Genomic DNA, 21,972 nt, shown 5'->3' with positions numbered 1-21,972 from the left:
GGCGTGGCCGGATGGCCGGGACGCCGGAGCGGAATCGACCGTATTGATGACGCCGCGCTCCGAGCTGCCCACCCGAGTGGTGTTCCTCGTGCTGGACGGGTTGCCGCCGGCGGTGGTCGGGGCCGACCTCACCCCCACGTTGTTGGAGTGGGCGGGCGCGTCCGGCACGGCGCCGCGAACGGTCGAGGCCGTCCTGCCAGCGAGCACGTACGCCAACCACGCGACGTTCGCCACCGGGGTGGAGCCGGCGCGGCACGGGATCGTCGGCAACCACGTGCGCGGTGACGACGGCCGGTTCCGGCCCGCGGCGCAGCTCGGGCCGAGCGGGCCCACCCTGTTCGAAGCCGCGACCGCGGCCGACCGCCGCTCCGCGCTCGTGGTCGGCGACCAGGAGCTCGTCGGTGTGATGGGTGGTCGCGGCGCGAGCGAGCACTGGCCGCACAACGGCGTGGTCCCCGATGGCGTGGCGCTCGACGCGCACGGCTACCTCGACGACACGGTCACGCTCCCGCAGATCCTCGGAGCGCTCGCGGGCGACGCCGACCTGGTGGTGGCCCATCTCAACAGTCCCGACACCGCCGGCCATGTGCACGGTCCAGACGCGCGTGGCGCCCGCGACGTGTACCGCGCTGTGGACGCGTCGTTGGCGGAGATCCGCGCCGCGATCGAAGCGCGTGCGGCTGACACGGTCACGATCGTGGTGAGCGACCACTCCATGGAGCCCGTGACGATCGACGAGCCGGTCGACCTCACCGACGCGCTCGACGGCACGGGACTCGAGTGGTTCCCCGAGGGCACGGCCGCACTCGTCTACGGCGACCATCCCGACGCGGACCGCGTGCTGCGGGACGCGCCCGGCGTCGACGGATGGCGGGTGTTGTCGCCCGGAGTTCGCATCGCGTGGGCCGAGCCCGGACGCTGGATGTGCTTCACCGGCGTCGGCAGCGAACCCGGCATGCACGGCAGCCCGCGCTCCGCACTCCAGCTCGGCGCCGTCCTCGGCTCGCACCCAGCGGTGCATGACATCGACTCCCGAGTGACGGTCGGCGGCTTCGACGCCCGCTCGTGGGCACCGACCATCGCGGCATTGCTCGGGTTCACACCCCTAAGCGGTCTTCGAGGATCGTGACGGTATCGAGGTCCTCGATCGACGCGGTTGCGCGACGCATGCCGCCCTGGCCGATCTTCGCCGCCTGCCACCGGTTGCCGACGGCCGCCGTGGACGTGGCCGACACCCACGAGTAGGTCGCGTACAACCGGTACTGCTCCCACGCCGTGTCGGCGTCGAGGACAACGCCGCCCTCGGCAAGTGTGGCGAGGTAGCGCGCGACCCATTCCTTCTCGTGCCCGCGCCGGATCTCCGCCGGGATCGAGTTGCAGAGCACGTACGACACGTCGCGCATCCCGGTGCGACGGTCGAGCATCGCCCAGTCCAGGAAGCCGACCTTCGTGCCGTCAATGAACAGGTTGCCGAGGTGCGGGTCGCCGTGGATCAGCGTCGGCGTTCCCTCGTCCAGCACGTCTTCCATGATCCGAGCCGCATTCGCCATGTAGAGCTCGGCGAGGCGGCGAAACGCGCTCCCCATCTCGTCGCCGAACTGCTCGAGCGCGAGACCGATGTAGCCACCGCCACTGCCCTTGGGCACGTTGCGACCGGTTCGCCCGCCGTTCGTGACCCACACGAGGTCGCCTCCCTGTTGCAGGCGCGGGCTGTCCCAGAACGGCGCGTGCAGCCGTGCGAGCTCTTCGACGAGCGAGCCACCCCATTCGGCCACGTCGTCGTCGCCGGGACGCGGGAAGCGGCAACCGACCGCCGCGAGGTCTTCGATCACCATCACGTAGCGCCCGTCATCGTCGACGGCCGCGTAGTGCACAGCAGGGATGCGCAGCACGATCTCCTGCGCGAGGTCACGGTAGAAGAGCGCCTCGGCCACGCCGAGCCCGGCCATGTCCACGAACTTGCGCTGCGCTTCGTCGAACGGCGGGAGCTTCACGAAGAGCGACGGCGGGAACGCGCCGTCATCACCGGCCGCGTACGTCACGCCCACCCGGGCGCGTCCGGTGGTGCCGGAGTGGCGATCGAGGACCTCGACCCCGGTCACACCCGCTCCGAGCGCGGCACCCAGCCACTCGGGCGTGACGTCGTCGACATCGACGGGGATCGCCGGGTCCAACATCGGCGCAGCGTATGCGCCGGCAGGATTCATGCGCCCTGGCCCGTCCTCGAAAGATCGCCATCAGGCCAGGCCGTGGAAGCGAACATCGCCGCAATGGTCACGGCGAGGTTCCTCCGGAGCGCGCCCGTCGCCACGAACGGCTTCACGATCAACTACACGGCGAGTGACGGCACGTGACGTCCACGCCGGCCTGCAGCACCCTGTAGCCAACTCCGCTCCAACCCAGCAGGTAGGGCCTCGGCCGGCGTCAGCGTCCTATGCGAGAATCGCCCGCCGCCGATTCAGGAGCACCGATGCCGCAACGCCGCTTGGTCGTCGCCGCGCTCGCCCAACGACGACGGCGTGCACGCGGAGGGCATCGACGCGATCGTCGAAGGGCTCCTCGACCAACCAAAGGTGAAGGTCACCGTGGTCGTGCCGGCAGAGGCGCGTGGCGTGGTGGAAGTGCCAATCGCCACCGCCGGCGACGACGTCAACGCCGTACTCCAAGCGGAGGCGGTTCATTGCGACTCGACCCTCGAAGATCCGGCCGACGATGTGGAAGCATTCAACAATGGGTTCGTCACGCTGACCGACGTCCCCGCGGATTGAGCTGGAGGTTCCACGATGGCGACAGCCAAGACCATCGACTACAAGGTCGTCTCCACCGACGGGCACGCGCTGGAGTCGCCGGACATGTGGGAGAAGTACCTCCCGAAGAAGTTCCACGACATCATGCCCAAGCTCGTGAAGGACCCGAAGGGTGGCGATGCGTGGGAGCTCGTGCCCGGCGCGCCGCCGATGGCCATCGGCCTCGTGACGAACGCCGGTGAGTGGGGCAAGCGCTACGAGGATCTCGAGTGGTACGGCTCGTCGTACGACAACATCCGCGCCGGCGCGTTCGACGGCAAGGCGCGTCTCGAGGAGCAGGACATCGACGGGGTGGACGCCGAGGTGCTCTACCCGTCGCAGCGCACGATGAATACCTTCATGGGTCAGCCCGACGATGAGTACCACCTCGCTGGCGTGGACGCGTACAACCAATGGATGCACGACGAGTTCATGGCCAACGACCCGGCCCGGCTCATCGGTCTGTACCAGACTCCGTGCGTCGACGTGGCCACGTCCGTCGCGAAGCTGCGCGAGGCGAAGAAGCTCGGGTACCGCGGCATGATCCTGTCGGCGTGGCCGTCGGGCAACCCCGACGTCTCGGACGACGACGACCCCTACTGGGCCGCCGCCGAGGAAGAGCAGATGCCGATCCACATCCACGTGGGCTTCGGTCTCGCTGGTGGACGCCAGAAGGGCGAGGCTCGATCGGCCGACGGCCCGCGCGTGCCGGAGTTCCTGACGCGCCTGCCGGACCTCAAGACGATGGGTGGCGCGGTCGCCGGTGCATCCGACTGGATCTCCAAGCTCATCTACTCGGAGATGTTCGACCGCTTCCCCGGCCTCCAGATGGTCGCCGCGGAGGTGGGCGCCGGCTGGGTCCCGAACTTCCTCGAGCACATGGACGACCACTGGTGGCGCAACCGCACGTGGACCGGCTCAGGTCTCAAGACGCTGCCGAGCGAATACTTCCGGCGGAACTGGAAGGTCACCTTCATCCGCGAGCCGTTCGCGGTGGCGGTGAGGCACTGGATCGGGATCGACAACATGATGTGGTCGACCGACTACCCGCACCACCGGCACGACTGGCCGTACAGCCGGCGCATCATCGAGGAGTCGATGGGCGGCGTGCCCGAGGACGAGAAGTACAAGATGATCTGCGGCAACGCAGTCGACCTGTACCACCTCAACGGTCGTTGACCAACCCCTCGCTTTTTGGCGTCGAGAGCTGTCGCATACCGACAGTCAGCGACGCCAAAACCATCGGTGTGAGAGCGCGATGAGGGCACTGAGGTGCAACGCGTACGGGCCGCTCGAAAACCTCGTGGTCGAAGACGTGCCCGCGCCCGCGCTCGGTCCGAACGACGCGCTCGTCGACGTGCACGCGGCCGCGGTCAACTTCCCCGACGTGCTGCTGGTCCAGGACCTGTACCAGATCTCCGCTCCGGTCCCGTTCACGCCGGGGAGCGAGTTCGCGGGCGAAGTGAGCGCGGTCGGCAGCGACGTGCGAGACGTCTCGGTGGGCGACCGGGTCATGGGGACCGGCCTGATGGGCGCGTTCGCCGAGCAGATCGCGATGCCGGCCACGTCGCTCTCGCCGGTGCCCGATGGCGTCGATCTGCGCGCGGCGGCGGCGTTCGGTGTCGTCTACTTCACCGCGTACCACTCCCTTCGCAGCGTCGCCGACGTACAGCCCGGCGAGTGGGTGGCCGTGCTGGGCGCGGCCGGCGGCGTCGGGCTCGCGTCGGTCGAGGTGGCGCGGCTGCTCGGAGCGAAGGTGCTCGCAGCAGCCTCGTCGGATGACAAGCTGCGCGTCTGCCGCGAACGCGGCGCCGACGCGGTCGTGAACTACGACACCGAAGACCTCAAGACCCGCCTGCGTGAGCTCACCGATGGCGGCGCCGACGTGGTCATCGACCCGGTCGGCGGCCCGTACGCCGAGCAGGCGCTGCGCTCCACGCGCTTCGGCGGCCGGTTCGTGACCGTGGGGTTCGCCTCGGGCGAGATCCCGCGCATCCCGCTGAACCTGGTGCTGCTCAAGGGGATGGTCATCATGGGGTTCGAGTTCCTCAGCTTCGCCCAGAAGGCACCCGAGGCCGCTCGGCGCGATCGCGAGGAGCTGCTCGCCCACTTCGCCGCCGGGCGCATCCACCCGCACATCTCGAGCGCGTATCCGCTCGAGCAGGCCGCCGAGGCGCTGCGCGAGGTCGGTGAGCGCCGGGCGACGGGCAAGGTGCTGGTCGAGCCCGAGCTGACTGATCAGACGGAGGAGAAGTCTGGCTGATCGAACGCACGTTCGATAGGCTCACCGGGTGGTCGCTCTCCAGGGCACGCTCCTCGGCGCAACCGAGCCTCGCGTCGACGACTCGGCCGCGATCGAGCGCATCGATCTCGGTGCCGGCTCGTGGATCGACCTCGCGCGCGCGTGGCTTCACGGGGCCGACACACTGCTCGACGCGTTGGTGGATTGCGTCGACTGGAGACACGGCCGGCGGTGGATGTACGACCGCATGGTCGACGACCCCCGACTCTCGCGGTGGTATCGCCGCGAGCACGAGCTCCCGCACGACGCATTCGGTCAGATCCGCGCCGCACTGACCGAGCACTACGACGTGGAGCTCGGCGGCTTCGGGCTCAACTACTACCGCGACGGCAGCGACAGCGTGGCGTTCCATCGAGATCGCGAGCTGCGACGACTCGACAACACGCTCATCGCGATCGTGACGCTCGGCGCAACTCGCCCGTTCCTCGTTCGCCCTCTCGGAGGCGGCCGCTCGCGCGACCTACGACCTGGCTCGGGCGACCTGCTCGTGATGGGTGGTCGGTGTCAGCTGGCGTGGGAGCACGGCGTGCCGAAGGTCGTGCACGCGGGCCCGCGAATCAGCTTGACGCTGCGGTGGGCGAAGAACCACGGGCGATCACCGACGCCGCCGTCGGGATAGCCGCGGCAGCGCCGTCGGGCACACCGCAGATCGTCAAGCTGTTGCCCCGACTTCGCAGGAACTCGTCGAAATCGACGAGCACCATCAAGGCAGCCGAGTCCACGAACGACGAGTGCCGACAGTCGAGCGTGACGTCACCTTCGAGCTCGCGGAGCAGCCCGAGCAGCCATTCGGCGTTGTCTCTGCCGACCCTGCCGATCACCTGCGCACGCGACGACGCGCGCTGCATGGAGTCCACGGACAGCGCCGCCATCGCCGTCACACCGCCTGACGAACCGGCACGGCGCCGGTCCACTCGGCCGCTGACCAGTCGATCTGTTCGCCGCCAGAGATCGCCGCGCGATACCCGGCTTCGGCGCGCTCCTCTTCGCTCTCGCCGCCCCAGAAGCCGTACTCGTGGTTCTCGCGCGCCCACCCTCGGCATGGCTCGAGCACGGGACACGCGGCGCAGACGGCGCGCGCCTGGTGCTCCCGCCTCGCCCGCCGCTCAGGGCGTTCGTGGAACGGGGGGAAGAAGAGCTCGGTCTGACCTCGGCACAGGGCCAGCTGGGTCCACCGGAGCGCCCCGGCAAATGCCCGGCGGCCCCGAACCTGCGTTGCGGTGGGCACGTAGGTTAGGTACCCCGCCAGGGGCACCCCGAAACGCCGGAATCTCGGGCCGCCGCGGGTTTCGCCGCCACCCGGAGCGGGAAGAGATGCCAGTGTGTTTGGCGGGTTTCATTGGTCGCGGGTGACTCCAGAAGCCAGGATCGGTCGGGATTTCCCCGGCAGGAGGGGGATATGGTGACCTGGGATTCGTTCGGAGATCTCGGTGACGAGCTCGTCATGGTCATACCGCCGTACTCCAGGTACCTGCGGTCGGTCCGCCTCGTCGCCGCTGATGCCGCCGCACGGGCAGGGCTGGACTGTGAGGAGACCGAAGACTTCCGCCTCGCCGTCGATGAGCTCTGCCACACGATGATGGTCGCAACCGATCACGCCCTGCACCTGTCGTTCACCCGAACCGATGCGGGTGTGGTCGCGCGAGGTGCGACGAAGGCTCGAACCGGCACCTGGCCGGCGATGACCGAGCTCTCGGCGACCATCGTCACCGCGTTGGCCGACGCCTACGAGCTCGACCTCTGCGGTGACGAGCTGCACTTCTTCGTCCACCGGAGCCATACGGGAGCCATGACCCGATGAGAACGCCGGAAGAGCAGGCCGAGATGCTCGAACGGTTCGAGCACTACCGTCGATCGGGCGACCGCGAGCTGCGCAACGACCTGGTCCGCGATCACATGCGGCTCGCGGAAGCGCTCGCGGCCCGGTTCTCCGATCGCGGCGAGCCCCTCGACGACCTGCGCCAAGTCGCACTGGTGGGCTTGCTCAAGGCCGTCGAGCGGTTCGACCCGGCCCGTGGCGTTCAGTTCACGTCCTTCGCCACGCCGACCATCCTCGGTGAGCTCAAGCGTCACTTCCGTGACAAGGGCTGGGCGGTCCGTGTCCCACGCCGGGTGCAGGAGCTGCATCTCCAGCTGCGAGGGATCGTGGCAGCCCTCCACCAGGACCTCGGACGCACGCCGACGACTGCGGAAGTCGCCACGCACGCCGGCGTCCGCGACGACGACGTGCTCGAGGCGATGGAAGCAGGGACGTTGTACCGACTCACGTCGCTCGACTACCAGCGCCCCGACGCCGAGGAGTCCACGATCGCCACGATCGGCGACGAAGATCCCGAGCTCGAGGGTGCCGACGAGCGTCTCGCGGTCGAGCAGCTCATGGCGTCACTGCCCGAGCGTGAGCGTCAGATCGTGTATCTCCGCTTCTTCGAAGGGCTCACGCAGGCCGAGATCGCCGAACAGATCGGGATCAGCCAGATGCACGTGTCACGGCTGCTCACCCGGAGCTTGAACACATTGGGAGTGCACGCGCGCACGGTGTTGAGCGCGTCCGGATGAGGTCGAGCATCGAGGAGGCTCCATGAGCGCACCAGCACACGAACCCGAGAGCGAGACGCTTGCCACCGTTGACTTCGAGACCACGACCGGTGCAGGCGATGACGAATGGATCGTGACGGTGCACGGTGAGATCGACGTGGCGACGTCGCCGCGGCTGCGCACCGAGCTCCACGACTGCTTGGAGCGCGGTGCCCGTACGATCGTGCTCGACCTCGAAGCGATGAGCTTCATCGACTCGTCGGGACTCGGGGTGCTCGTAGGCGTTGTCAAGCGGCTGAAGGATCAACAGGGTGACACCATCATGCTCTGCAACTTGCAGGAGCCGGTTCGGCGGGTGTTCGAGATCACCGGGCTCACCGAGCTGTTCAGGATCGAGAACTGAGCTGACTCCCTCGGCGGGCGGCCCGTCATGAGGCTGCGTCGTCGCGGCACCTCCGCACGCGATCGCTTCGAGGTGGACGGGGATCTCTCCGCGGCACTCGACGACGCCCCGGTGATGGTACGGACGACCGCGCCCGACGCCACGACGTGCACGTGGTGCAACCGGGCGTGGCTCGCGTTCCGCGGTCGTCCGCTCGTCGAGGAGCTCGGTGCCGGTTGGGCCGAAGGCATCCACCCCGACGACGAGCGCCGTGTACGCGACGGGTACCGACGAGCGGTCGAGGAGCGCGCGGCGTACGGGACGGAGTACGCAGTGCGGCGGGTCGACGGTCAGTACCGAACGGTGGCCGAGCGCGGTCATCCACGCTTCGGGCCGGATGGCGAGCTGCTCGGCTTCCTCGTCTCGGCCCACGATGTCACCGACCAGCGGACGGTGCGGGCCGACCTCGAGCAGCGAACCCGCCAACGTGCGGCGATCGCCGACCTGGGTCGGGCAGCCTTGACCGGGCGCGACTTCCGCGACCTCGCCGCGGACGCGGCGCGGCTCGTCACCGATGCGCTCGCGCTCGACAGCGCAATGGTGCTGGAGATGACCCCGGAGCACGATCTTCGCGTGGTCGCGAGCCGTGGGCCGCGCCGGACCCGGCTCACCCGCTCCGGGAGCGACGAAGAGCTTCTCGGGCTTGCACGGGACACGATCGTCTTGGCCGAGCCGATCGTGATCGACGACTGGGTCGAGCATCGCCGCTCCGAGTCCGGCGAACCCGAGGGGACGCGCAAGATCCGCTCCAGCTCATGTGCACCGATCCGCAACGAGCACGGATCCGTCGGCGTGCTCTCGGCGCACAGCTCTCGGCCCGGCGACTTCACCAACGACGACGTCAACTTCCTGCGCAACGTCGCGAATATCCTCGGCGCGGCTCTCGCCCGCCAGCGGGTGGAGCACGAGCTGCGCACCAGCGAGACCCACCTGCGACTCGCGCTCGAAGCCGGGCGCATGGGCACTTGGGAGTGGCAGCCCGAGTCGGACAACGTCCGATGGTCGCCCGAGCTCTCGCTGCTGTTCGGAGTCGTGCCGGGTTCGTTCCCGGGAAGCTTCGCCGCGTACATCGAGCACGTGCACCCAGAGGATCGGGAGCTCGTCGTCAAGACGATCCGCACCGCGGTGCATAACGACACGCAGATCGAGATGGAGCACCGCGTCGTGCTCCCCGACGGAACGATCCGATGGGTCGAGGGGCGCGGCTCGCGGGTCGCCGACCTTCAGAACGCTCGCTGGATCGGCGTTGCGATCGACGTACATGAGCGCAAAGCCGTCGAGCAGGAACGCGAGCGTCTGCTGGAGCTGGAGCAACACACCCGACGAACGCTCGAAGAGACCGTCGCCCGACTCGACACGCTGCTGGAGCACTCCCCGTTCGCCTTCGCGTTCTTCGACAACGAGCTTCGATTCGTGCGTGTCAACGGTCGTTTCTCGGCCATGGATGGGCTCCCGATCCCCCAGCATCTCGGCAAACCGATCGCCGACGTGCTGCCCGACCTGTGGGATCAGGTGAGGGCCACCTTCGAGCACGTGATCGCCACCCAAGAGTCGGTGGTCGACGTGGAGGTGAGCGGGTGGGTGCCCGGAACGAAGTGGTTCGAGCGCCACTACCTCGTGTCGTGCTACCCGGTCAGGCCGGCGAGCGGCGACGTGCTCGGACTCGGCGCGGTGTTCGTCGACCTCACCGTCCGAAAGCGCCAGGAGACCGCCGCACTCCTCATTGCCCGGGCGAGCGAGCTCTTCGCCCGCACGAGCGATCTCGACGCAACGCTCGAAGAGGCGGTCCAGATCGTCATCCCCGAGTTCGCCGACTCGTGCCAGCTGTACCTGTTCGAGACCGCGTCGGCCGAACCGCGCGTCGCGGTGGGCCACGCCAGCGAGGAGACCCGCTCGCTCTTGCAGGACGCCGAACGCCGGTGGCCGCTCGATCTCACCGCCAGCCGCGCCGCGGTGGCGGATGGATCGGCAGTCCGCCTCGCGGAGGTCCCCTCCGACATGCACCGGCGATTCGCCCAGAACGAAGAGCACCTCCGCCTCATCGAGGAGCACGGCGCCACGTCAGCGATCGTCGCCCCGCTCGAGACTCGCGGCGAGGTGATCGGCCTGCTGGTTCTCAACTACACGCCCCTCTCAGGGCGCCGGTACCGGCATTCCGATCTCGGCCTGGCCGAGGAGCTGGCGCGGCGCCTTGCCCAGGTGATCGAGGCCGCGCGCCTCGAGGCGGAGGCGCTCCGCTCCCAGGAGCAGCTCGACGTGCTGGCGAGGGCAGGCGAGCTCATCGCCGTCGAGCTCAACGTCGATGCGCGCATGCGTCGCTTCGTCCGGGATGTCGTTCCCAACTTCGCGGATGTGTGCGTCCTCCACCTCCGGGACGACGAAGGCGGGTTCGAGCTCGAAGAGTTCGCAGTAGCCGACTCGGATCTGGCCGAGCCGTTTCGGGCAATCGATCGATGGAACGACCTCCCACCCGGACTGCAAACGCCGAACCGCGAGGCGTGTGACACCGGGGAACCGGTGCTCATCCCCGACGTGCGGCGCGACCGCACCCATCACTTCGCCACCCCGGGCATCGGCGCCGGGGTTCTGTCCATCCTCTGCGCCCCGCTCATCGACGAGAACGGTGACGCGTTCGGCACCATTTCGTTCATGTACGCATGGTCGGAACGGCGCTACGGCGACAACGACGTCCCGATCGCCAACGAGCTCGCTCGAAGGGCCGCGGCATCGTTCCGACACGCAGAGCGGTTCGAGCGCGAGCGCGCAACCGCGGAGACCTTGCAGCGGAGTCTGCTTCCTCAACACGTCCCGTCGGTTCCCGGCGTGGCCACGGCCGTGCGGTACCTCCCTGGCGAGAGCGAGCGCGTCGGTGGCGACTGGTACGACGTGTTCGCCATGCCGGACGGGAACGTGCTGTTCGCGATCGGTGACGTGGTCGGTCACGGCCTGCAAGCTGCTTCCTCGACGGGCCTGCTGCGCTCGGCAGCTCAGCTCGCCGCACTCGATCGCCTTCGGCCTCGGGCGATCCTCGAACAGCTCAACCGGTGGTTGATCACGTTGCCCGATGCCGACATGGCCACGGTGGCCGTTGCGATGTACGACCCGCGAAGCCGTGTCTTCCGCTTCGCGAGCGCCGGGCATCCGCCCACCTTGCGCATGCGGCGCACGGGCAAGGCGCGCTATCTCAGCGGAGCACTCGGACCACCGCTCCGTGCCGACGCGACCACCAAGTACCGCGAGCGGAGCATCCGGCTGCGCGAGGGTGACGTGCTGGTGTTCTACACCGACGGGCTCATCGAGCGCCGAGCCGAGTCGATCGACGTCGGCTTGAGTCGCCTCCGGGACGCACTCACGAGCGCGCCCGAAGACCTCGAGCTCCTGAGCGACCACGTCCTCGAGCACACCCTGCCCGAGAGCGGCCCGGCCGACGACGTCGCGCTCATGGCCATCCGGGTGACCAAAGTCGGGCCCCTGGAGCGTGAGCCCCGTCCGAGGGCGCGGCCGCGGCACCCCCGACGGAGACGCGGGGTGCGGGGCTGGTGGGCCCGCCGGCGGGCCCGCTCGTAGGGCGCCGGTTCCCGTCCCTTCGCTCCCGGTGCAGATTCGGGGTTTCGGCCCAGCGCCAAGCGGGAACATGAGCAGAGAACCGAGGCGAACAGCCCAACCTCGGGAGGAGCAGTGATCTGGTCATCGCCCCGCGGCCGGGTCGGAAGCTCCTTGCGCCTGACCTGAGGGTCGGGCTCGGCGGCCCGGCTGGACCCCCGCACCAGCCGGGCCGCTGCACGTTCGGGTGCAGCGACGCGACGTCGGTACGGCGTCAGGGCTTGAAACGGTCCAGCTCGTCGACGAGGAAGCGCGCGAACTCGTGCCTTCCCTCTTCGTTGAAGTGCAGCCCGTCGTCCTCATGCCATTCGGGGTGCCCGGCGAAGTGCCCGTCGAGATCGACGAGATAGAGGTTCGGCCAGCGAGAGTCGGCGTCCTCGAGCTCGCCGTTGACGAAGTCGCGGTTCTCGTTGAATGGAGCGGGAACATCTGTTTGCGCGTTCAGCCACAGCACCGGGTAGTCGGACGGCACACTGCCCATGATCTGGTCGATGGCGGGTCCGAGCGGCACACACAGCACCGGCGAGCAGTCATTCGTCCCCAGCTCGATGACCATCACGCCGGGCTGGGTGGACCCGGCGAACAGCGGGACTTTGTCTTGGAAGAAGGTGATGCTCCGGCCGCCATCCGCCTTGATACGCGGGTCCCATCCGGCCTCCGTGAGGGCATCCGACACCGGCAGCCTCGATCTGTCGAGCAACGAGTCGCCCACGAGCAGCACCTTCGTGTCCGCGGCTCGGAACTGAGGCGCGCAGGCCACCGAGACGACCGCGATCGCGGCGAGAAGCCCGACCCAGAGCGCGCGAGGACCATGCCTCGTTGCTGTTGTCATGGGGCCTTCATACCCGTACCGCACGGACCAGAAACGACGTCGCCCGAACGGCTGGCACGCCTCGGGAAGGCTTCCGATAGCCTGCGCCGCCATGAGGGACGGGGGCTTCTCCATCGAGTCGGCTCACGACGGCGACGCCATCGTCATCGTGGTGGCCGGCGACATCGATCTCGCGACGGCACCCGATCTCCGCCTCGAGTGCGAGAAGGCAATCGCCGCGGAGCCCGACATGGTGCGCCTCGACCTCGGCGGGCTCACGTTCCTCGATTCGAGTGGGATCAGCGTGCTCGTCAAGGCACACCACGACCTCGAGGCGCAGGGCGCCTCGCTCGTCCTGCATCGCCTGGACGACCGAACGCGCCGCATCCTCGACGTGGCCGGCCTCTCGGACTTCTTCGAACGCTCCGATCAACCCGCTCGATGAGCGGTTGACAAGAGCTTGTCCGCCGTCGCGCGCAGCAAGCTGACCGACGATCGGGTGACCGAGCCGTCACGCAATGCGCGCAGCGCGACGAGCCACGCCCGGTGCACGAGGTCACCATCGCCGTCCGCGGCCTCAGCGAGGGCCTCGAGCGCCTGATCGTGCCGGGGCGCTGACGGAGCGCGGCCCGGGTCCACCATCGACGCCCACGCAACAAGCTCCGACACGCGCGGCGAGACCATCCCCCGCGGTACCAATTCGACCTGCTCGTCCTGCCCGTTGGAGATCGCTTCGATGCTCATGGGTGATGGATACCCGTCGCCGAGGGCACGAAACCCCCCGGTATCCACCATTGCGATTGGCGGGCTCATCGTTCGGGTACATCGGACCCATCAGCACATCCACGACACCGAAGCAGGCGCGACCGGTCGGTCGCCGTTCGTCGGTCGGGGTCGAACGCCGTCCGACGTCGTATTCTCTCGCCGGGATGTCTGCGAACCACGAACAGCGCGTGACGCTAGTGGTCCCGGCGAACCCCGAGTACCTGCGATTGGCCCGTCTGGCCGCCGCCGACGCCGGGAGTCGCGCCGGGTTCAACTACGAGGAGATCGACGACCTCCGGATCGGGGTCAACGAGCTGTGCCACGTGCTGATCGGGACCGGCGCGGCCGGCACCGTGGCCATCGACTTCCACACCGAACCGAATGCGGTGATCGTCGAAGGCTTCGCCAGCACACCCGGGGCGTCCGTCGACAACGAGTTCACCGAGACCATCCTCACGCGAGTGGTCGACGAGCATGCGGTGACCGACGCCGACGACGGACGCCGATTCCGCTTGGTCAAGCACGGTCGCGTCTGATCCAGCGTCGACGGGAACGTCGCGCCAATGCACGTAACGTGTGCGCCGTGGCGACCACACTGGATCTCACCGACAAGAGCGCGCTGGTCACGGGTGCCTCGCGCGGCATCGGGCTCGCGATCTGCGACGCGTTCGCGAGCGCGGGAGCCAACGTGATGCTTTCATCCCGCAAACAGGAGGCGCTCGACGAAGCCGCGGGGACGATCAAAGGACCTGGACGGGTCGAGACGTTCGCGGCGAACGCGGGTGAGCCTGAACAAGCCGCTGCGTGCGTCGCGGCCACGGTCGAGCGGTTCGGATCGATCGACATCTTGGTGAACAACGCCGCGACGAACCCGCACATGGGTCCGGTCATCGATGTCGACCTACCGCGCTACGACAAGACGTTCCAGGTGAACGTGCGCGGCCCGCTGGTGTGGACCCAGGAGGCGTGGCGGGCGGGCATGCGCGACGCGGGTGGCTCGGTCGTCAACGTCGTCTCGATCGGTGGCCTGCGCCACGACTCGGGAATTGGCGTCTACAACGTGACCAAGGCTGCGCTCGTCCATCTCACCAAGGTGCTGGCTGCCGAGCTGGCACCTGGTGTGCGCGTGAATGCAATCGCGCCGGGTCTCGTGAAGACCGACTTCGCACGCGCACTGTGGGAGCCGGCCGAGGATCTCGTCGCCGCCACGATGCCGCTCGAACGGCTCGGTGAGCCCATCGACATTGCCGGCGCAGTGTTGTTCCTCGCCAGCGACCTTGCGTCGTGGATCACCGGGGAGACGCTGGTGGTCGACGGCGGCGCCCTGGTGGCGCAACGGCGCTAGTCGCGCGACGCAGCATTCGCCGTACCCTGCCAGCCGCCAGACGCGAAGCCCTCTGGGATCGCCTCGCGTCGCGCGAACCGCCATCGGTCGCCGTCGAGCACGAGCTGGTCACGGTACACACCCCAGTGATCGGGACCGGCCGCCGTGACCGCGAGGAAATAGCTCGTGGCGCGCGCCTCCTCGTGGGTCGGGAAGTCGATGCGCAACGAGGACACGTGGTGCCTGATGCGCCCGCCGCCCGAGGCGCTCGACGCCAAGCTCGACTTGTTGCCTTCGAGGTAGTCGGTGATCGCCGTCCGGCCCCGCCGCTCGTCGCCAGCGACGACCAGCACGCCGTCATTCGTGAAGAGGTCGGCGAGCTCAGCAGACCGACCGCTGTCCGCGCACCGCGCGTACCGAGCGATCGTGTCCTCGACACCGAGGCGGGCGGCGATCTCCCACGCGTCCATCGCCAGACCCTAGAGCGACGCCGGTAGAGTGCCCCGCTGATGAAGGTGACCGTCGACGCTGCCGCGTGCACGGGTCATGGGCGCTGCTACTCGCTCGCACCGGAAGTGTTCGAACCCGACGACGACGGCCATTCCGTGGTGATCGCGGCCGACGTTCCCGAGCACCTCCGCGACCAAGCGCGCACCGCCGCCGCGAACTGCCCCGAGTCGGCGATCACCGTCGACGACTAGCGCCATTTCCAGTCGGGGTCGCGCTTCTCGAGATAGGCCTGTCGGGCTTCGGCCGCGTCCTCGAAGCGCTGGAGACGCCCGGTGTACTCCTGCTCGGTTCGGTAGCCCTCTTTGAGCGGGAGATGCTCGACGCGGTTCATCGCTTCCTTGGCCAGGCGGAGGGCGATCGGGCTCTTGGCCGCCAGCGACTCGGCGAGCGCTCGCGCCGTGGGCATGAGCTCCGCATGGGGCACGACAGCGCGCAGCGCGCCAAGCCGGTACAGCTCGTCGGCCGGGACAACTTCGCCCGTGAAGAACATCTCGCGCGCCTTGTGCCGTCCGACCAGCATCGAGAGGTGCGAGCTGGCCCCGAGGAGGCCCACGTTGATCTCCGTCGTCCCAAAGGTGGCATTGTCGGCAGCGATCAACAGGTCGCAGCACGCCGCGAACGCGAGCCCTGCGCCGAGCGCGGGACCGTTGATCGCACCGATCACAGGCACGGCGCAATCGGTGATCGACCACATGGCGTCGCGCGCTGCACTCCCGGGATCGGTGATTCGGGTAGGTGGCGGATCCACGAGTGGCTCGTCGACGGCGCGCAGGTCGACCCCGGCCATGAACGCGCGTTCACCGACGGCAGTGAAGATCGCAATCCGAACGTCTCGGTTCTGGTTGAACGACGTGAACGCGTCTCGGATCTCGTCGAATGTCGGGCGATCGACCGCGTTCACCGGTGGGCGGTCGAGCGTGACCGTGGCCACGTGATCGGTCACATCGACCGAGATGCTGTTCGATCGCTTCGCGGCCAAGGACGCGCAACCTACATGCTGAGCCCGGTCGCCTGCTTCTAGAGTCGCTCTCCTTGGACGAGGCCGAGTTCCTCGACGCCCTCCGCTCGCCGTACGCCGCCGACGCGCTCGGTCACCCGCTCGGTGGCGCCGTGGTGGTGGAGCTCGCAACGACCGATTCGATCCCCGATTCCACCGCGCTCGGCGACGCGATGGCCTCGCTCCCGTGCGTGGTGGTCGGTGTCGGCGGCTCGCAGTCGGCGATCGGCGATCTCTGTGACGTCGTGCTCGAGCCCGGCGAACCCGCGTTGGACGCCGTGCTCGAGACCGTCCATTCGCACCCCCATACGGCGACGTCGTTGGCGATCCTGCTGCGGGGGTCTCTCGGTCGGACCCTGGGTGACGGCCTGGCGGCTGAGTCCTCGGTCTACTCGGCACTCCAGGGTGGACCCGAGTTCGCGACGTGGCGCGCGGCAACACCTGTTCGTGCGCGACCGGATGACACTCAACCCGCCGTTCGCACCGAGCGGATCGGCGAGCGCCTTCTCGTGACGCTCTCACGGCCCGACGTCCACAACGCGTTCGACGCGCGCATGCGCGACGAGCTGTTGGATGCGTTGGCCATCGCCGCCAACGACCCTTCGATCGCCGAGGTCGTGCTCGCGGGCGACGGGCCGTCCTTCTGTAGTGGCGGCGACTTGGACGAGTTCGGGACGCGTCCCGATCCAGCCACCGCACATCTCGTCCGGTTGGCGCGTAACGCCGGCCGCGCTCTCGCCGCGATGGCCGACCGTGTGACCGCGCGCATCCACGGATCGTGTCTCGGGTCCGGGATCGAGCTGCCGGCGTTCGCGAGCCGAGTCGTCGCTCATGCCGACACGGTGATCGCGCTCCCCGAAGTGGGGATGGGCCTGATCCCCGGGGCTGGGGGGACGGTGAGCCTGCCGCGCCGGATCGGTCGTCACCGCACCGCGCGGTTGGCCCTCTCGCAGCGCCCGATCGACGCGTTGACCGCGCTGGCGTGGGGGCTTGTCGACGAGATCGAGCCCTGACCGAACGGTCGCTGGGGGTGTCCGCCCCAGTTGGGGCCGCACTCGCACCATGCGCTTTCGAAGGTTGGTGCCCCGTGAGTCGAAGATGTGAGTCAGGCTGGCGCGGGAATGCGGATGCCCACGGCCGCACCGCCGTCGGGCCGATTCGCCGCAACAGCTTCCCCGCCGTGCGCGCGGGCGACCGCGGCCACGATCGCGAGGCCCAGGCCGGTACCACCGGAACCCCGCGAGCGGGCATCGTCAGCGCGGCGAAAGCGCTCGAACGCGTGCGCGAGGAAGTCCTGAGGGAACCCGGGGCCGTCGTCGAGCACGTCCACGACCACCTGGCCGTTCGTATGACGGAGGCGGGTCAGCACGGTCGACCCTTCCGGCGCGTAGCGCAGCGCGTTCTCGAGCAGGTTCTCGACGGCGCGTCGCAACAGCGCGGGCGCCACCGATGCCTCGATCGATCGGTCGGCATCGAGCTCGACGCGCACCGACCGTTCATCAGCTTCGGCCTCGAGCGAGGCGACCGCCTCCTCGAGGATCGGCGAGATTGACGCACCGGAGCGTGGCACTGCGGGAGCGTCGTCGGTGGACGCCAGGAACAGCAGCTCATCGGTGAGGCGTGCGATGCGTTCGGTCTCGCGCTGCGCCGCGATCACGGTTGCCATCAGCTCGTCGTGTGAGCGGGGCCGACGGCTCGCGAGCTCCAGCTCCGTGCGCAGGATCGCCAGGGGCGTCCGCAGCTCGTGCCCGGCGTCAGCAACGAACTGTCGCTCCCGTTCGAGCGCACTGCGCAACCGTGCCAGCAAGTCGTTCAACGTCGAGCCCAGCGCGGCGAGCTCGTCACGCGTCGCCGGAACGGGAAGCTGGGGAGAAGGATCGCGTTCGGAGATCGCAGCGGCTTGGCGGCGCATGCGCTCGACCGGTCGGAGCGCCGCGCCCGCGAGCACCCAGGCCCCGGCGCCGGCGACGATCACGACGGCGATACCACCGAAAAGCAGCGCGTCATCGACGCGATCGACGGCCTCGTTCGTGGCTTCGAGTGAGGTCCCGACAACGACGATGCGCGTGCCGCCGCTCGTGTCGGTTGCTCGAGCAAGGAGTCGGAACGGCTCCCGCTCGCGGTCGATGCCCTCCTGCACGAAGATCGTCGTCTCGGTCGCGCGGCTCGCCTCGGCGCGGGTCACGATGCGTCGTGCTCCCGCTTCGCGAGTGGTCTCGAGGAGGCGGCCCTGCCCGTCGAGAACCTGGGCGACGAGCTCGCGCGTGCGCACGAGCGCGGTCGTGCTGGCTTCGTTGAGACCGACGTCAGCGCCACCTGAAGCGTGCAAGGCGCGCGCGAGCGTGTCGGTCTGCGCGCGGAGTCCCGGATCGAGCGACTTCTCGACCCCGTTGCGAAACGACCGCTCGAAGAGCACGCCGCTGACGCCGAAGATGATGAGAGCGGCAACGGCAAAGCCCAGCGCGAGCCGGATCCGGATCGGCACGGGTCAAGCGTCCGGGGCCCGCAGCCGGTATCCAGCGCCGCGCACGGTCTCGATGTCGGCTCGACCAAACGGGCGGTCAATCTTCTTACGCAGGTAGGCGATGTACTGGTCGGCGACGTTGGAGAGGCCGTCGTACGCGAAGTCCCAGACGTGCTCCAGGATCGCGGTCCGGGTGACCACCTCACCCGGCCGGCGCATCAACAGCTCGAGCAGCGCCATCTCCTTGGGCGAGAGCGCGATCTCGGCGTCCCCGCGCCATGATCGGTGCGTCGCGGGGTCGAGCCGGAGGTCGCCGACCTCAACCACGACCGGTCGCGCACCGCTCGGGCGCCGCACCAATGAGCGCACGCGCGCCGCGAGCTCCGCAAAACTGAAGGGCTTCATGAGGTAGTCGTCGGCCCCCGCGTCGAGCCCACGAACGCGATCGTCGACCGCGTCGCGGGCCGTGAGCATGATCACGGGCGACCACCTCCCCGCTTCGCGCAGGTTGCGACAGACCTCGAACCCGTCCATCCCTGGCAACATCACGTCCAGGACGATGGCGTCGTATTCGTTTTCGGTTCCCAGCCAGAGCGCGTCGGTGCCGTCGCGGGCCACATCCACTGCATGGCCCTCCTCGCGCAGCCCCTGTTCAAGAAGCTCGGCCATGCGCATCTCGTCCTCGACCACCAACACCCGCATCCGACCAGCGTACGAGCAGTTCGTGTGAATCCGATGTGAGCCTTCGGCTAGAACGACCGTCGTGGACGAGCTGATCATCGCGGTCGGGGTCAACGAGGACGTGACCCGGGAGCAGAATCCGCACGTCCCCATCACCCCCGCGGAGATCGGTGAGGACATCGCCGCGTGCGTCGAGGCGGGCGCCTCGGTGTTCCACCTTCACGCGCGCGACCCGGAGACCGGCCGCACCCGCTACAACGACGGCGACCTCTACCGCGAGATCTTTGCGGCCGTGCGCGAGCGAACCGACGCCCTCTGCTACCCCACGTATGTCCCCGCCGGGCTGGAAGAGACGTATCGGCACGTGGTCTCGCTGGCCGAGTTCGAGACCGCACCCCTCGAGATCGGCCCGGTGATCTCCGGGTCGGCGAACATCTCGGCCCCTGATTGGAGCGCCAAGACGTTCGTGGGTGGCGAGTACGTGCTGCTCCAGTCCCACGCGTCACTGCTGTACCAGCTGGACGTGTGCCGCGAGTACGACCTGTGGGTGTCACACGACGTCTTCGAGCCGGGAGGCGTTCGGAGCGCGATTGCCGCGTGGCGCATGGGTCACTACGTCAGGCCGATGCTCCTGAAGTTCTTCATGAGCGAGGAGCGCCCATTCGGGTTTCCGCCCGAGCCGCGGTTCCTCCAGGCGTACGTCGACATGCTCCCCGACGATCTCGATTGCGAGTGGCTGTTCCTTCCCTACGGCGTGAACTACGCCGACGCGATGACGTGCCTCACCTGGTGCATCACCCACGGCGGGCACGTTCGCGTCGGCGTCGGTGACAATCCCACCGATCCTGACTACCCGCCGAGCAACCTCGAGCGCGTGCAACAGATCGCCGAGCTCGCTCGATCGCTCGGTCGTCGGATCGCGACGGTCGACCACGTCCGCGCACGCTTCGGCGGACCGCGCCGGTGAGCGTGTCGCAGGAGATCGACGAGTTTCTCGCCACCCACACGCGCACGATGCTCGTGACCTTGCGCGACGATGGATCCCCCACCGTGCACCCGATGCTCGCGCTGTGGCGCGAGGGCGCCCTCTGGTTCAACACCTACCGCAAGAGCGCCAAGACCCGGAACATCGAGCGCGACCCGAGGGTGTGCTGTCTCGTCCTCGGTGGTGACGACGACCTCGTGCCACCCGCGGTCGTCGTGCACGGCACCGCGGAGCTCATGGCACCGGGCACGCCGCTCCCAGGTGGCGACACGAGACCGGCGGTGAACCCGGCCGGCGTCTCGAGCGGCATCGTGCGAAAGGTCGCGGACCGGGTGGGCACGGCCAAGCGGATCATGTTCCGGGTGGAGCCGACCCGCGTCGGTTTCCTGGCCTGATGTCGCCGCGCGAGCCGATCACCATGGCGCCGGGTGAGGTGGACGAGTTCCTCCGCACGCGCCGGCACGTTGCGCTGGCGACGCTCGATCCCGACGGCGCGCCCGAGGTCGCGATCGCGCGCTGCCGATACGAAGACCGCGCACTGCTGCTGACGCTCGACGCGAGCTCTCCCGCGCTCGCCGCGATCGGTGCCGACGACCGGGTGTGCTGCGCCGCGGAGTCGTGTTCCAGCTACTACGAGATCCGCGGTGTGTCAGTGCACGGACGCGCCCAGCCGCGTGATGACGGCACGGTCATCGTCCGGAGCGAGCACGTGACGAGCTTCGACTTCGCCAAGATCCGCGAGCGGCCGGAATGACCGTCGACCTCGGCACGCCGTACCTCCACTTCGAGCAGCGCGGTCCGGTCGCGTGGGTCACGATCGACCGTCCGCAACGGCGCAATGCACTCACCGCCAACATGTACTTCGGCATCCGGCGCGCGGTCGACCGCGTCACGAACACCAGCAGCCTGCACGCTCTCGTGATCACCGGCACTGGTGACGTGTTCGCTCCCGGTGGGGAGCTCGGCGGTGAGCACGGTGAGGGTGACGTCGACTACGCGGCTCTGCTCGGTTCGGGCGTTTTGCCCTTCGACGCGGTCCGCAACAGCCCGAAGCCGGTCATCGCCTCGGTGAACGGGCTCTGCATGGGTGGCGGGCTCATCATCGCCCTCATGTGTGACCTCGCCGTCGCGAGTGACCGCGCGACGTTCGGCGCGCCCGAGCTTCACCGCGGCGTCGCCGACGCCTACAACGCCGCCATCCTCCCCGAGCACCTCGGGATGGCCCTGGCGCGCGACTTGTTGTTCACGGGGCGGAGGCTGTCGGCCGAAGAAGCCGAGCGTCACGGGCTCGTCGCGCGCGTCGTGCCTCACGCCCAACTCGCCGAAGAGACTGAGCGAGCCGTCGGCGACATCCTCCAAACTGCGCCGGCGGCACGCCGTGCCGTGAAGCGCATGTTGAACGCGCGCTATGGCGCGATCGACCACATCAGCTTCGACGAGTCGGTGCGCGGTGCCGAAGTCGCCGAGGGCATGGCCGCGTTCGTCGAGAAGCGGTCCCCGGCATGGGTGCCCGAGGAGTTCCGGCGTCCCGGGCGCCTCTGAAACACCCTGTGCGGATTCGTCGGCATGGTGTGTGTCTCTCTATCCGGCGGCGATGAGCGCCAAGCCGACGAGACCGAGACCAAGGCCCGCGATCTGGAGACGGGCGATCGGCTCCTTCAGCACGATCCACGCCCAGGCGACCGTGAACGCAGGACCCAGCGCCGCGAGTGGCGCAACGAGCGACGTGAGGCCCTCGCGCACCGCGAGCAGGAGGAGCGCGGTCGC

28 protein-coding genes are annotated in these 21,972 nt (G+C 68.7%); 18 read left to right on the top strand and 10 right to left on the bottom strand.

Going from position 1 to position 21,972, the window contains the following annotated elements; all coding sequences use genetic code 11:
• The first annotated feature begins 46 nt into the window (after window positions 1–46).
• On the top strand, window positions 47–1,129 hold the full coding sequence (locus tag WEE69_02190) for an alkaline phosphatase family protein (protein MEX1144099.1): 1,083 nt from the start codon (window positions 47–49) through the stop codon (window positions 1,127–1,129).
• Here WEE69_02190 and WEE69_02185 read toward each other — a convergent pair.
• The gene (locus WEE69_02185) at window positions 1,098–2,177 is read right to left on the bottom strand and encodes a phosphotransferase (protein MEX1144098.1); all 1,080 of its coding nucleotides are present in this window, start codon (window positions 2,175–2,177) and stop codon (window positions 1,098–1,100) included. The genes WEE69_02190 and WEE69_02185 overlap by 32 nt on opposite strands.
• Before the next feature lie 342 nt (window positions 2,178–2,519).
• On the opposite strand from WEE69_02185, the gene WEE69_02180 reads away from it, so the two are divergent.
• The 4 genes from WEE69_02180 (at window position 2,520) to WEE69_02165 (ending at window position 5,707) form a co-directional block, all read left to right on the top strand.
• Complete coding sequence (locus tag WEE69_02180; GenBank protein MEX1144097.1) at window positions 2,520–2,768, top strand: hypothetical protein; 249 nt, start codon at window positions 2,520–2,522, stop codon at window positions 2,766–2,768.
• Window positions 2,769–2,783: 15 nt separating this feature from the next.
• Entirely contained in the window at window positions 2,784–3,965 is a 1,182-nt protein-coding gene (locus WEE69_02175) for an amidohydrolase family protein (GenBank protein ID MEX1144096.1), read from the top strand.
• A gap of 79 nt (window positions 3,966–4,044) precedes the next feature.
• Window positions 4,045–5,049: an NADPH:quinone oxidoreductase family protein gene (locus WEE69_02170; protein ID MEX1144095.1), complete on the top strand. Its 1,005-nt coding sequence runs from the start codon at window positions 4,045–4,047 to the stop codon at window positions 5,047–5,049.
• Window positions 5,050–5,077: 28 nt separating this feature from the next.
• On the top strand, window positions 5,078–5,707 hold the full coding sequence (locus tag WEE69_02165; GenBank protein ID MEX1144094.1) for an alpha-ketoglutarate-dependent dioxygenase AlkB: 630 nt from the start codon (window positions 5,078–5,080) through the stop codon (window positions 5,705–5,707).
• On the opposite strand, the gene WEE69_02160 is transcribed toward WEE69_02165, so the two are convergent.
• Both WEE69_02160 and WEE69_02155 read right to left on the bottom strand, forming a co-directional pair.
• Window positions 5,646–5,960: an STAS domain-containing protein gene (locus tag WEE69_02160; protein MEX1144093.1), complete on the bottom strand. Its 315-nt coding sequence runs from the start codon at window positions 5,958–5,960 to the stop codon at window positions 5,646–5,648. The two genes, WEE69_02165 and WEE69_02160, sit on opposite strands and share 62 nt — an antisense overlap.
• A gap of 5 nt (window positions 5,961–5,965) precedes the next feature.
• On the bottom strand, window positions 5,966–6,316 hold the full coding sequence (locus tag WEE69_02155) for a WhiB family transcriptional regulator (GenBank protein MEX1144092.1): 351 nt from the start codon (window positions 6,314–6,316) through the stop codon (window positions 5,966–5,968).
• A 171-nt stretch (window positions 6,317–6,487) separates the two neighbouring features.
• Between WEE69_02155 and WEE69_02150 the strand changes: the two genes are divergently transcribed.
• The 4 genes from WEE69_02150 to WEE69_02135 are packed head-to-tail and all read left to right on the top strand — an operon-like array spanning window position 6,488 to window position 11,632.
• Window positions 6,488–6,889 (top strand): hypothetical protein, encoded by a 402-nt coding sequence (locus WEE69_02150; protein MEX1144091.1) that lies wholly within the window; start codon window positions 6,488–6,490, stop codon window positions 6,887–6,889.
• Complete coding sequence (locus tag WEE69_02145; protein MEX1144090.1) at window positions 6,886–7,644, top strand: SigB/SigF/SigG family RNA polymerase sigma factor; 759 nt, start codon at window positions 6,886–6,888, stop codon at window positions 7,642–7,644. The genes WEE69_02150 and WEE69_02145 overlap by 4 nt, the downstream gene beginning before the upstream one ends.
• 22 nt (window positions 7,645–7,666) lie before the next feature.
• Window positions 7,667–8,026, top strand: a complete 360-nt coding sequence (locus WEE69_02140) for an STAS domain-containing protein (GenBank protein ID MEX1144089.1) — start codon at window positions 7,667–7,669, stop codon at window positions 8,024–8,026.
• Window positions 8,027–8,053: 27 nt separating this feature from the next.
• Window positions 8,054–11,632, top strand: a complete 3,579-nt coding sequence (locus WEE69_02135; GenBank protein ID MEX1144088.1) for a SpoIIE family protein phosphatase — start codon at window positions 8,054–8,056, stop codon at window positions 11,630–11,632.
• A gap of 250 nt (window positions 11,633–11,882) precedes the next feature.
• On the opposite strand, the gene WEE69_02130 is transcribed toward WEE69_02135, so the two are convergent.
• Window positions 11,883–12,500 carry a hypothetical protein gene (locus WEE69_02130; GenBank protein ID MEX1144087.1) on the bottom strand — a complete coding sequence of 206 codons (618 nt, stop codon included), beginning with the start codon at window positions 12,498–12,500 and terminating at the stop codon, window positions 11,883–11,885.
• Between the two features lie 91 nt (window positions 12,501–12,591).
• On the opposite strand from WEE69_02130, the gene WEE69_02125 reads away from it, so the two are divergent.
• A complete protein-coding gene (locus tag WEE69_02125; GenBank protein ID MEX1144086.1) occupies window positions 12,592–12,924 on the top strand; it encodes an STAS domain-containing protein in 333 nt (110 codons plus the stop codon).
• Here the strand turns inward: WEE69_02125 and WEE69_02120 are convergent.
• Window positions 12,909–13,223, bottom strand: coding sequence for a hypothetical protein (locus WEE69_02120; protein ID MEX1144085.1), 315 nt, complete (start codon window positions 13,221–13,223; stop codon window positions 12,909–12,911). The two genes, WEE69_02125 and WEE69_02120, sit on opposite strands and share 16 nt — an antisense overlap.
• A gap of 185 nt (window positions 13,224–13,408) precedes the next feature.
• Here WEE69_02120 and WEE69_02115 point away from each other — a divergent pair, with 185 nt between their 5' ends.
• Entirely contained in the window at window positions 13,409–13,780 is a 372-nt protein-coding gene (locus WEE69_02115; protein MEX1144084.1) for a hypothetical protein, read from the top strand.
• 47 nt (window positions 13,781–13,827) lie between these two features.
• Window positions 13,828–14,589: an SDR family oxidoreductase gene (locus WEE69_02110; GenBank protein ID MEX1144083.1), complete on the top strand. Its 762-nt coding sequence runs from the start codon at window positions 13,828–13,830 to the stop codon at window positions 14,587–14,589.
• Here WEE69_02110 and WEE69_02105 read toward each other — a convergent pair.
• Window positions 14,586–15,038 carry a nuclear transport factor 2 family protein gene (locus WEE69_02105; protein MEX1144082.1) on the bottom strand — a complete coding sequence of 151 codons (453 nt, stop codon included), beginning with the start codon at window positions 15,036–15,038 and terminating at the stop codon, window positions 14,586–14,588. The two genes, WEE69_02110 and WEE69_02105, sit on opposite strands and share 4 nt — an antisense overlap.
• Window positions 15,039–15,077: 39 nt before the next feature.
• Between WEE69_02105 and WEE69_02100 the strand changes: the two genes are divergently transcribed.
• Window positions 15,078–15,269 (top strand): ferredoxin, encoded by a 192-nt coding sequence (locus tag WEE69_02100; protein ID MEX1144081.1) that lies wholly within the window; start codon window positions 15,078–15,080, stop codon window positions 15,267–15,269.
• Here the strand turns inward: WEE69_02100 and WEE69_02095 are convergent.
• Window positions 15,266–16,057, bottom strand: a complete 792-nt coding sequence (locus WEE69_02095; protein MEX1144080.1) for an enoyl-CoA hydratase-related protein — start codon at window positions 16,055–16,057, stop codon at window positions 15,266–15,268. The genes WEE69_02100 and WEE69_02095 overlap by 4 nt on opposite strands.
• A 53-nt stretch (window positions 16,058–16,110) precedes the next feature.
• On the opposite strand from WEE69_02095, the gene WEE69_02090 reads away from it, so the two are divergent.
• Window positions 16,111–17,088, top strand: a complete 978-nt coding sequence (locus tag WEE69_02090; GenBank protein MEX1144079.1) for an enoyl-CoA hydratase/isomerase family protein — start codon at window positions 16,111–16,113, stop codon at window positions 17,086–17,088.
• Window positions 17,089–17,180: 92 nt separating this feature from the next.
• On the opposite strand, the gene WEE69_02085 is transcribed toward WEE69_02090, so the two are convergent.
• A complete protein-coding gene (locus tag WEE69_02085) occupies window positions 17,181–18,560 on the bottom strand; it encodes an ATP-binding protein (protein ID MEX1144078.1) in 1,380 nt (459 codons plus the stop codon).
• A 3-nt stretch (window positions 18,561–18,563) separates the two neighbouring features.
• Window positions 18,564–19,241, bottom strand: coding sequence for a response regulator transcription factor (locus tag WEE69_02080; protein ID MEX1144077.1), 678 nt, complete (start codon window positions 19,239–19,241; stop codon window positions 18,564–18,566).
• A 61-nt stretch (window positions 19,242–19,302) separates the two neighbouring features.
• Here WEE69_02080 and WEE69_02075 point away from each other — a divergent pair, with 61 nt between their 5' ends.
• From WEE69_02075 to WEE69_02060, 4 genes are read left to right on the top strand one after another with little or no spacing between them, the layout of a single operon-like run.
• Window positions 19,303–20,187, top strand: a complete 885-nt coding sequence (locus tag WEE69_02075; GenBank protein MEX1144076.1) for a 3-keto-5-aminohexanoate cleavage protein — start codon at window positions 19,303–19,305, stop codon at window positions 20,185–20,187.
• A complete protein-coding gene (locus tag WEE69_02070) occupies window positions 20,184–20,600 on the top strand; it encodes a pyridoxamine 5'-phosphate oxidase family protein (GenBank protein MEX1144075.1) in 417 nt (138 codons plus the stop codon). Before WEE69_02075 ends, WEE69_02070 begins: the two co-directional genes overlap by 4 nt.
• Complete coding sequence (locus WEE69_02065) at window positions 20,600–20,959, top strand: pyridoxamine 5'-phosphate oxidase family protein (protein ID MEX1144074.1); 360 nt, start codon at window positions 20,600–20,602, stop codon at window positions 20,957–20,959. Before WEE69_02070 ends, WEE69_02065 begins: the two co-directional genes overlap by 1 nt.
• On the top strand, window positions 20,956–21,747 hold the full coding sequence (locus tag WEE69_02060; GenBank protein ID MEX1144073.1) for an enoyl-CoA hydratase/isomerase family protein: 792 nt from the start codon (window positions 20,956–20,958) through the stop codon (window positions 21,745–21,747). The genes WEE69_02065 and WEE69_02060 overlap by 4 nt, the downstream gene beginning before the upstream one ends.
• Before the next feature lie 39 nt (window positions 21,748–21,786).
• Here WEE69_02060 and WEE69_02055 read toward each other — a convergent pair.
• Window positions 21,787–21,972, bottom strand: a 186-nt coding sequence (locus WEE69_02055; protein ID MEX1144072.1) for an EamA family transporter, incomplete at its 5' end; no start/stop codon positions are given.

It is taken from the genome of Acidimicrobiia bacterium (genome assembly GCA_040881685.1).
Classification (GTDB): domain Bacteria; phylum Actinomycetota; class Acidimicrobiia; order IMCC26256; family PALSA-555; genus SHVJ01.
The sequence above is the reverse complement of the archived record's forward strand: the minus strand, read 5'-3'. Positions and strand labels throughout refer to the sequence as shown.

Coding starts and splice junctions, on each gene's coding strand:
- WEE69_02080 (MEX1144077.1), bottom strand. CDS start 19,241: ATGCGGGTGTTGGTGGTCGAGGACGAGATGCGCATGGCCGAGCTTCTT.
- WEE69_02100 (MEX1144081.1), top strand. CDS start 15,078: ATGAAGGTGACCGTCGACGCTGCCGCGTGCACGGGTCATGGGCGCTGC.
- WEE69_02185 (MEX1144098.1), bottom strand. CDS start 2,177: ATGTTGGACCCGGCGATCCCCGTCGATGTCGACGACGTCACGCCCGAG.
- WEE69_02115 (MEX1144084.1), top strand. CDS start 13,409: ATGTCTGCGAACCACGAACAGCGCGTGACGCTAGTGGTCCCGGCGAAC.
- WEE69_02120 (MEX1144085.1), bottom strand. CDS start 13,223: ATGAGCATCGAAGCGATCTCCAACGGGCAGGACGAGCAGGTCGAATTG.
- WEE69_02190 (MEX1144099.1), top strand. CDS start 47: ATGACGCCGCGCTCCGAGCTGCCCACCCGAGTGGTGTTCCTCGTGCTG.
- WEE69_02150 (MEX1144091.1), top strand. CDS start 6,488: ATGGTGACCTGGGATTCGTTCGGAGATCTCGGTGACGAGCTCGTCATG.
- WEE69_02160 (MEX1144093.1), bottom strand. CDS start 5,960: ATGGCGGCGCTGTCCGTGGACTCCATGCAGCGCGCGTCGTCGCGTGCG.
- WEE69_02135 (MEX1144088.1), top strand. CDS start 8,054: ATGAGGCTGCGTCGTCGCGGCACCTCCGCACGCGATCGCTTCGAGGTG.
- WEE69_02175 (MEX1144096.1), top strand. CDS start 2,784: ATGGCGACAGCCAAGACCATCGACTACAAGGTCGTCTCCACCGACGGG.
- WEE69_02105 (MEX1144082.1), bottom strand. CDS start 15,038: ATGGACGCGTGGGAGATCGCCGCCCGCCTCGGTGTCGAGGACACGATC.
- WEE69_02060 (MEX1144073.1), top strand. CDS start 20,956: ATGACCGTCGACCTCGGCACGCCGTACCTCCACTTCGAGCAGCGCGGT.
- WEE69_02065 (MEX1144074.1), top strand. CDS start 20,600: ATGTCGCCGCGCGAGCCGATCACCATGGCGCCGGGTGAGGTGGACGAG.
- WEE69_02125 (MEX1144086.1), top strand. CDS start 12,592: ATGAGGGACGGGGGCTTCTCCATCGAGTCGGCTCACGACGGCGACGCC.
- WEE69_02140 (MEX1144089.1), top strand. CDS start 7,667: ATGAGCGCACCAGCACACGAACCCGAGAGCGAGACGCTTGCCACCGTT.
- WEE69_02130 (MEX1144087.1), bottom strand. CDS start 12,500: ATGACAACAGCAACGAGGCATGGTCCTCGCGCGCTCTGGGTCGGGCTT.
- WEE69_02145 (MEX1144090.1), top strand. CDS start 6,886: ATGAGAACGCCGGAAGAGCAGGCCGAGATGCTCGAACGGTTCGAGCAC.
- WEE69_02170 (MEX1144095.1), top strand. CDS start 4,045: ATGAGGGCACTGAGGTGCAACGCGTACGGGCCGCTCGAAAACCTCGTG.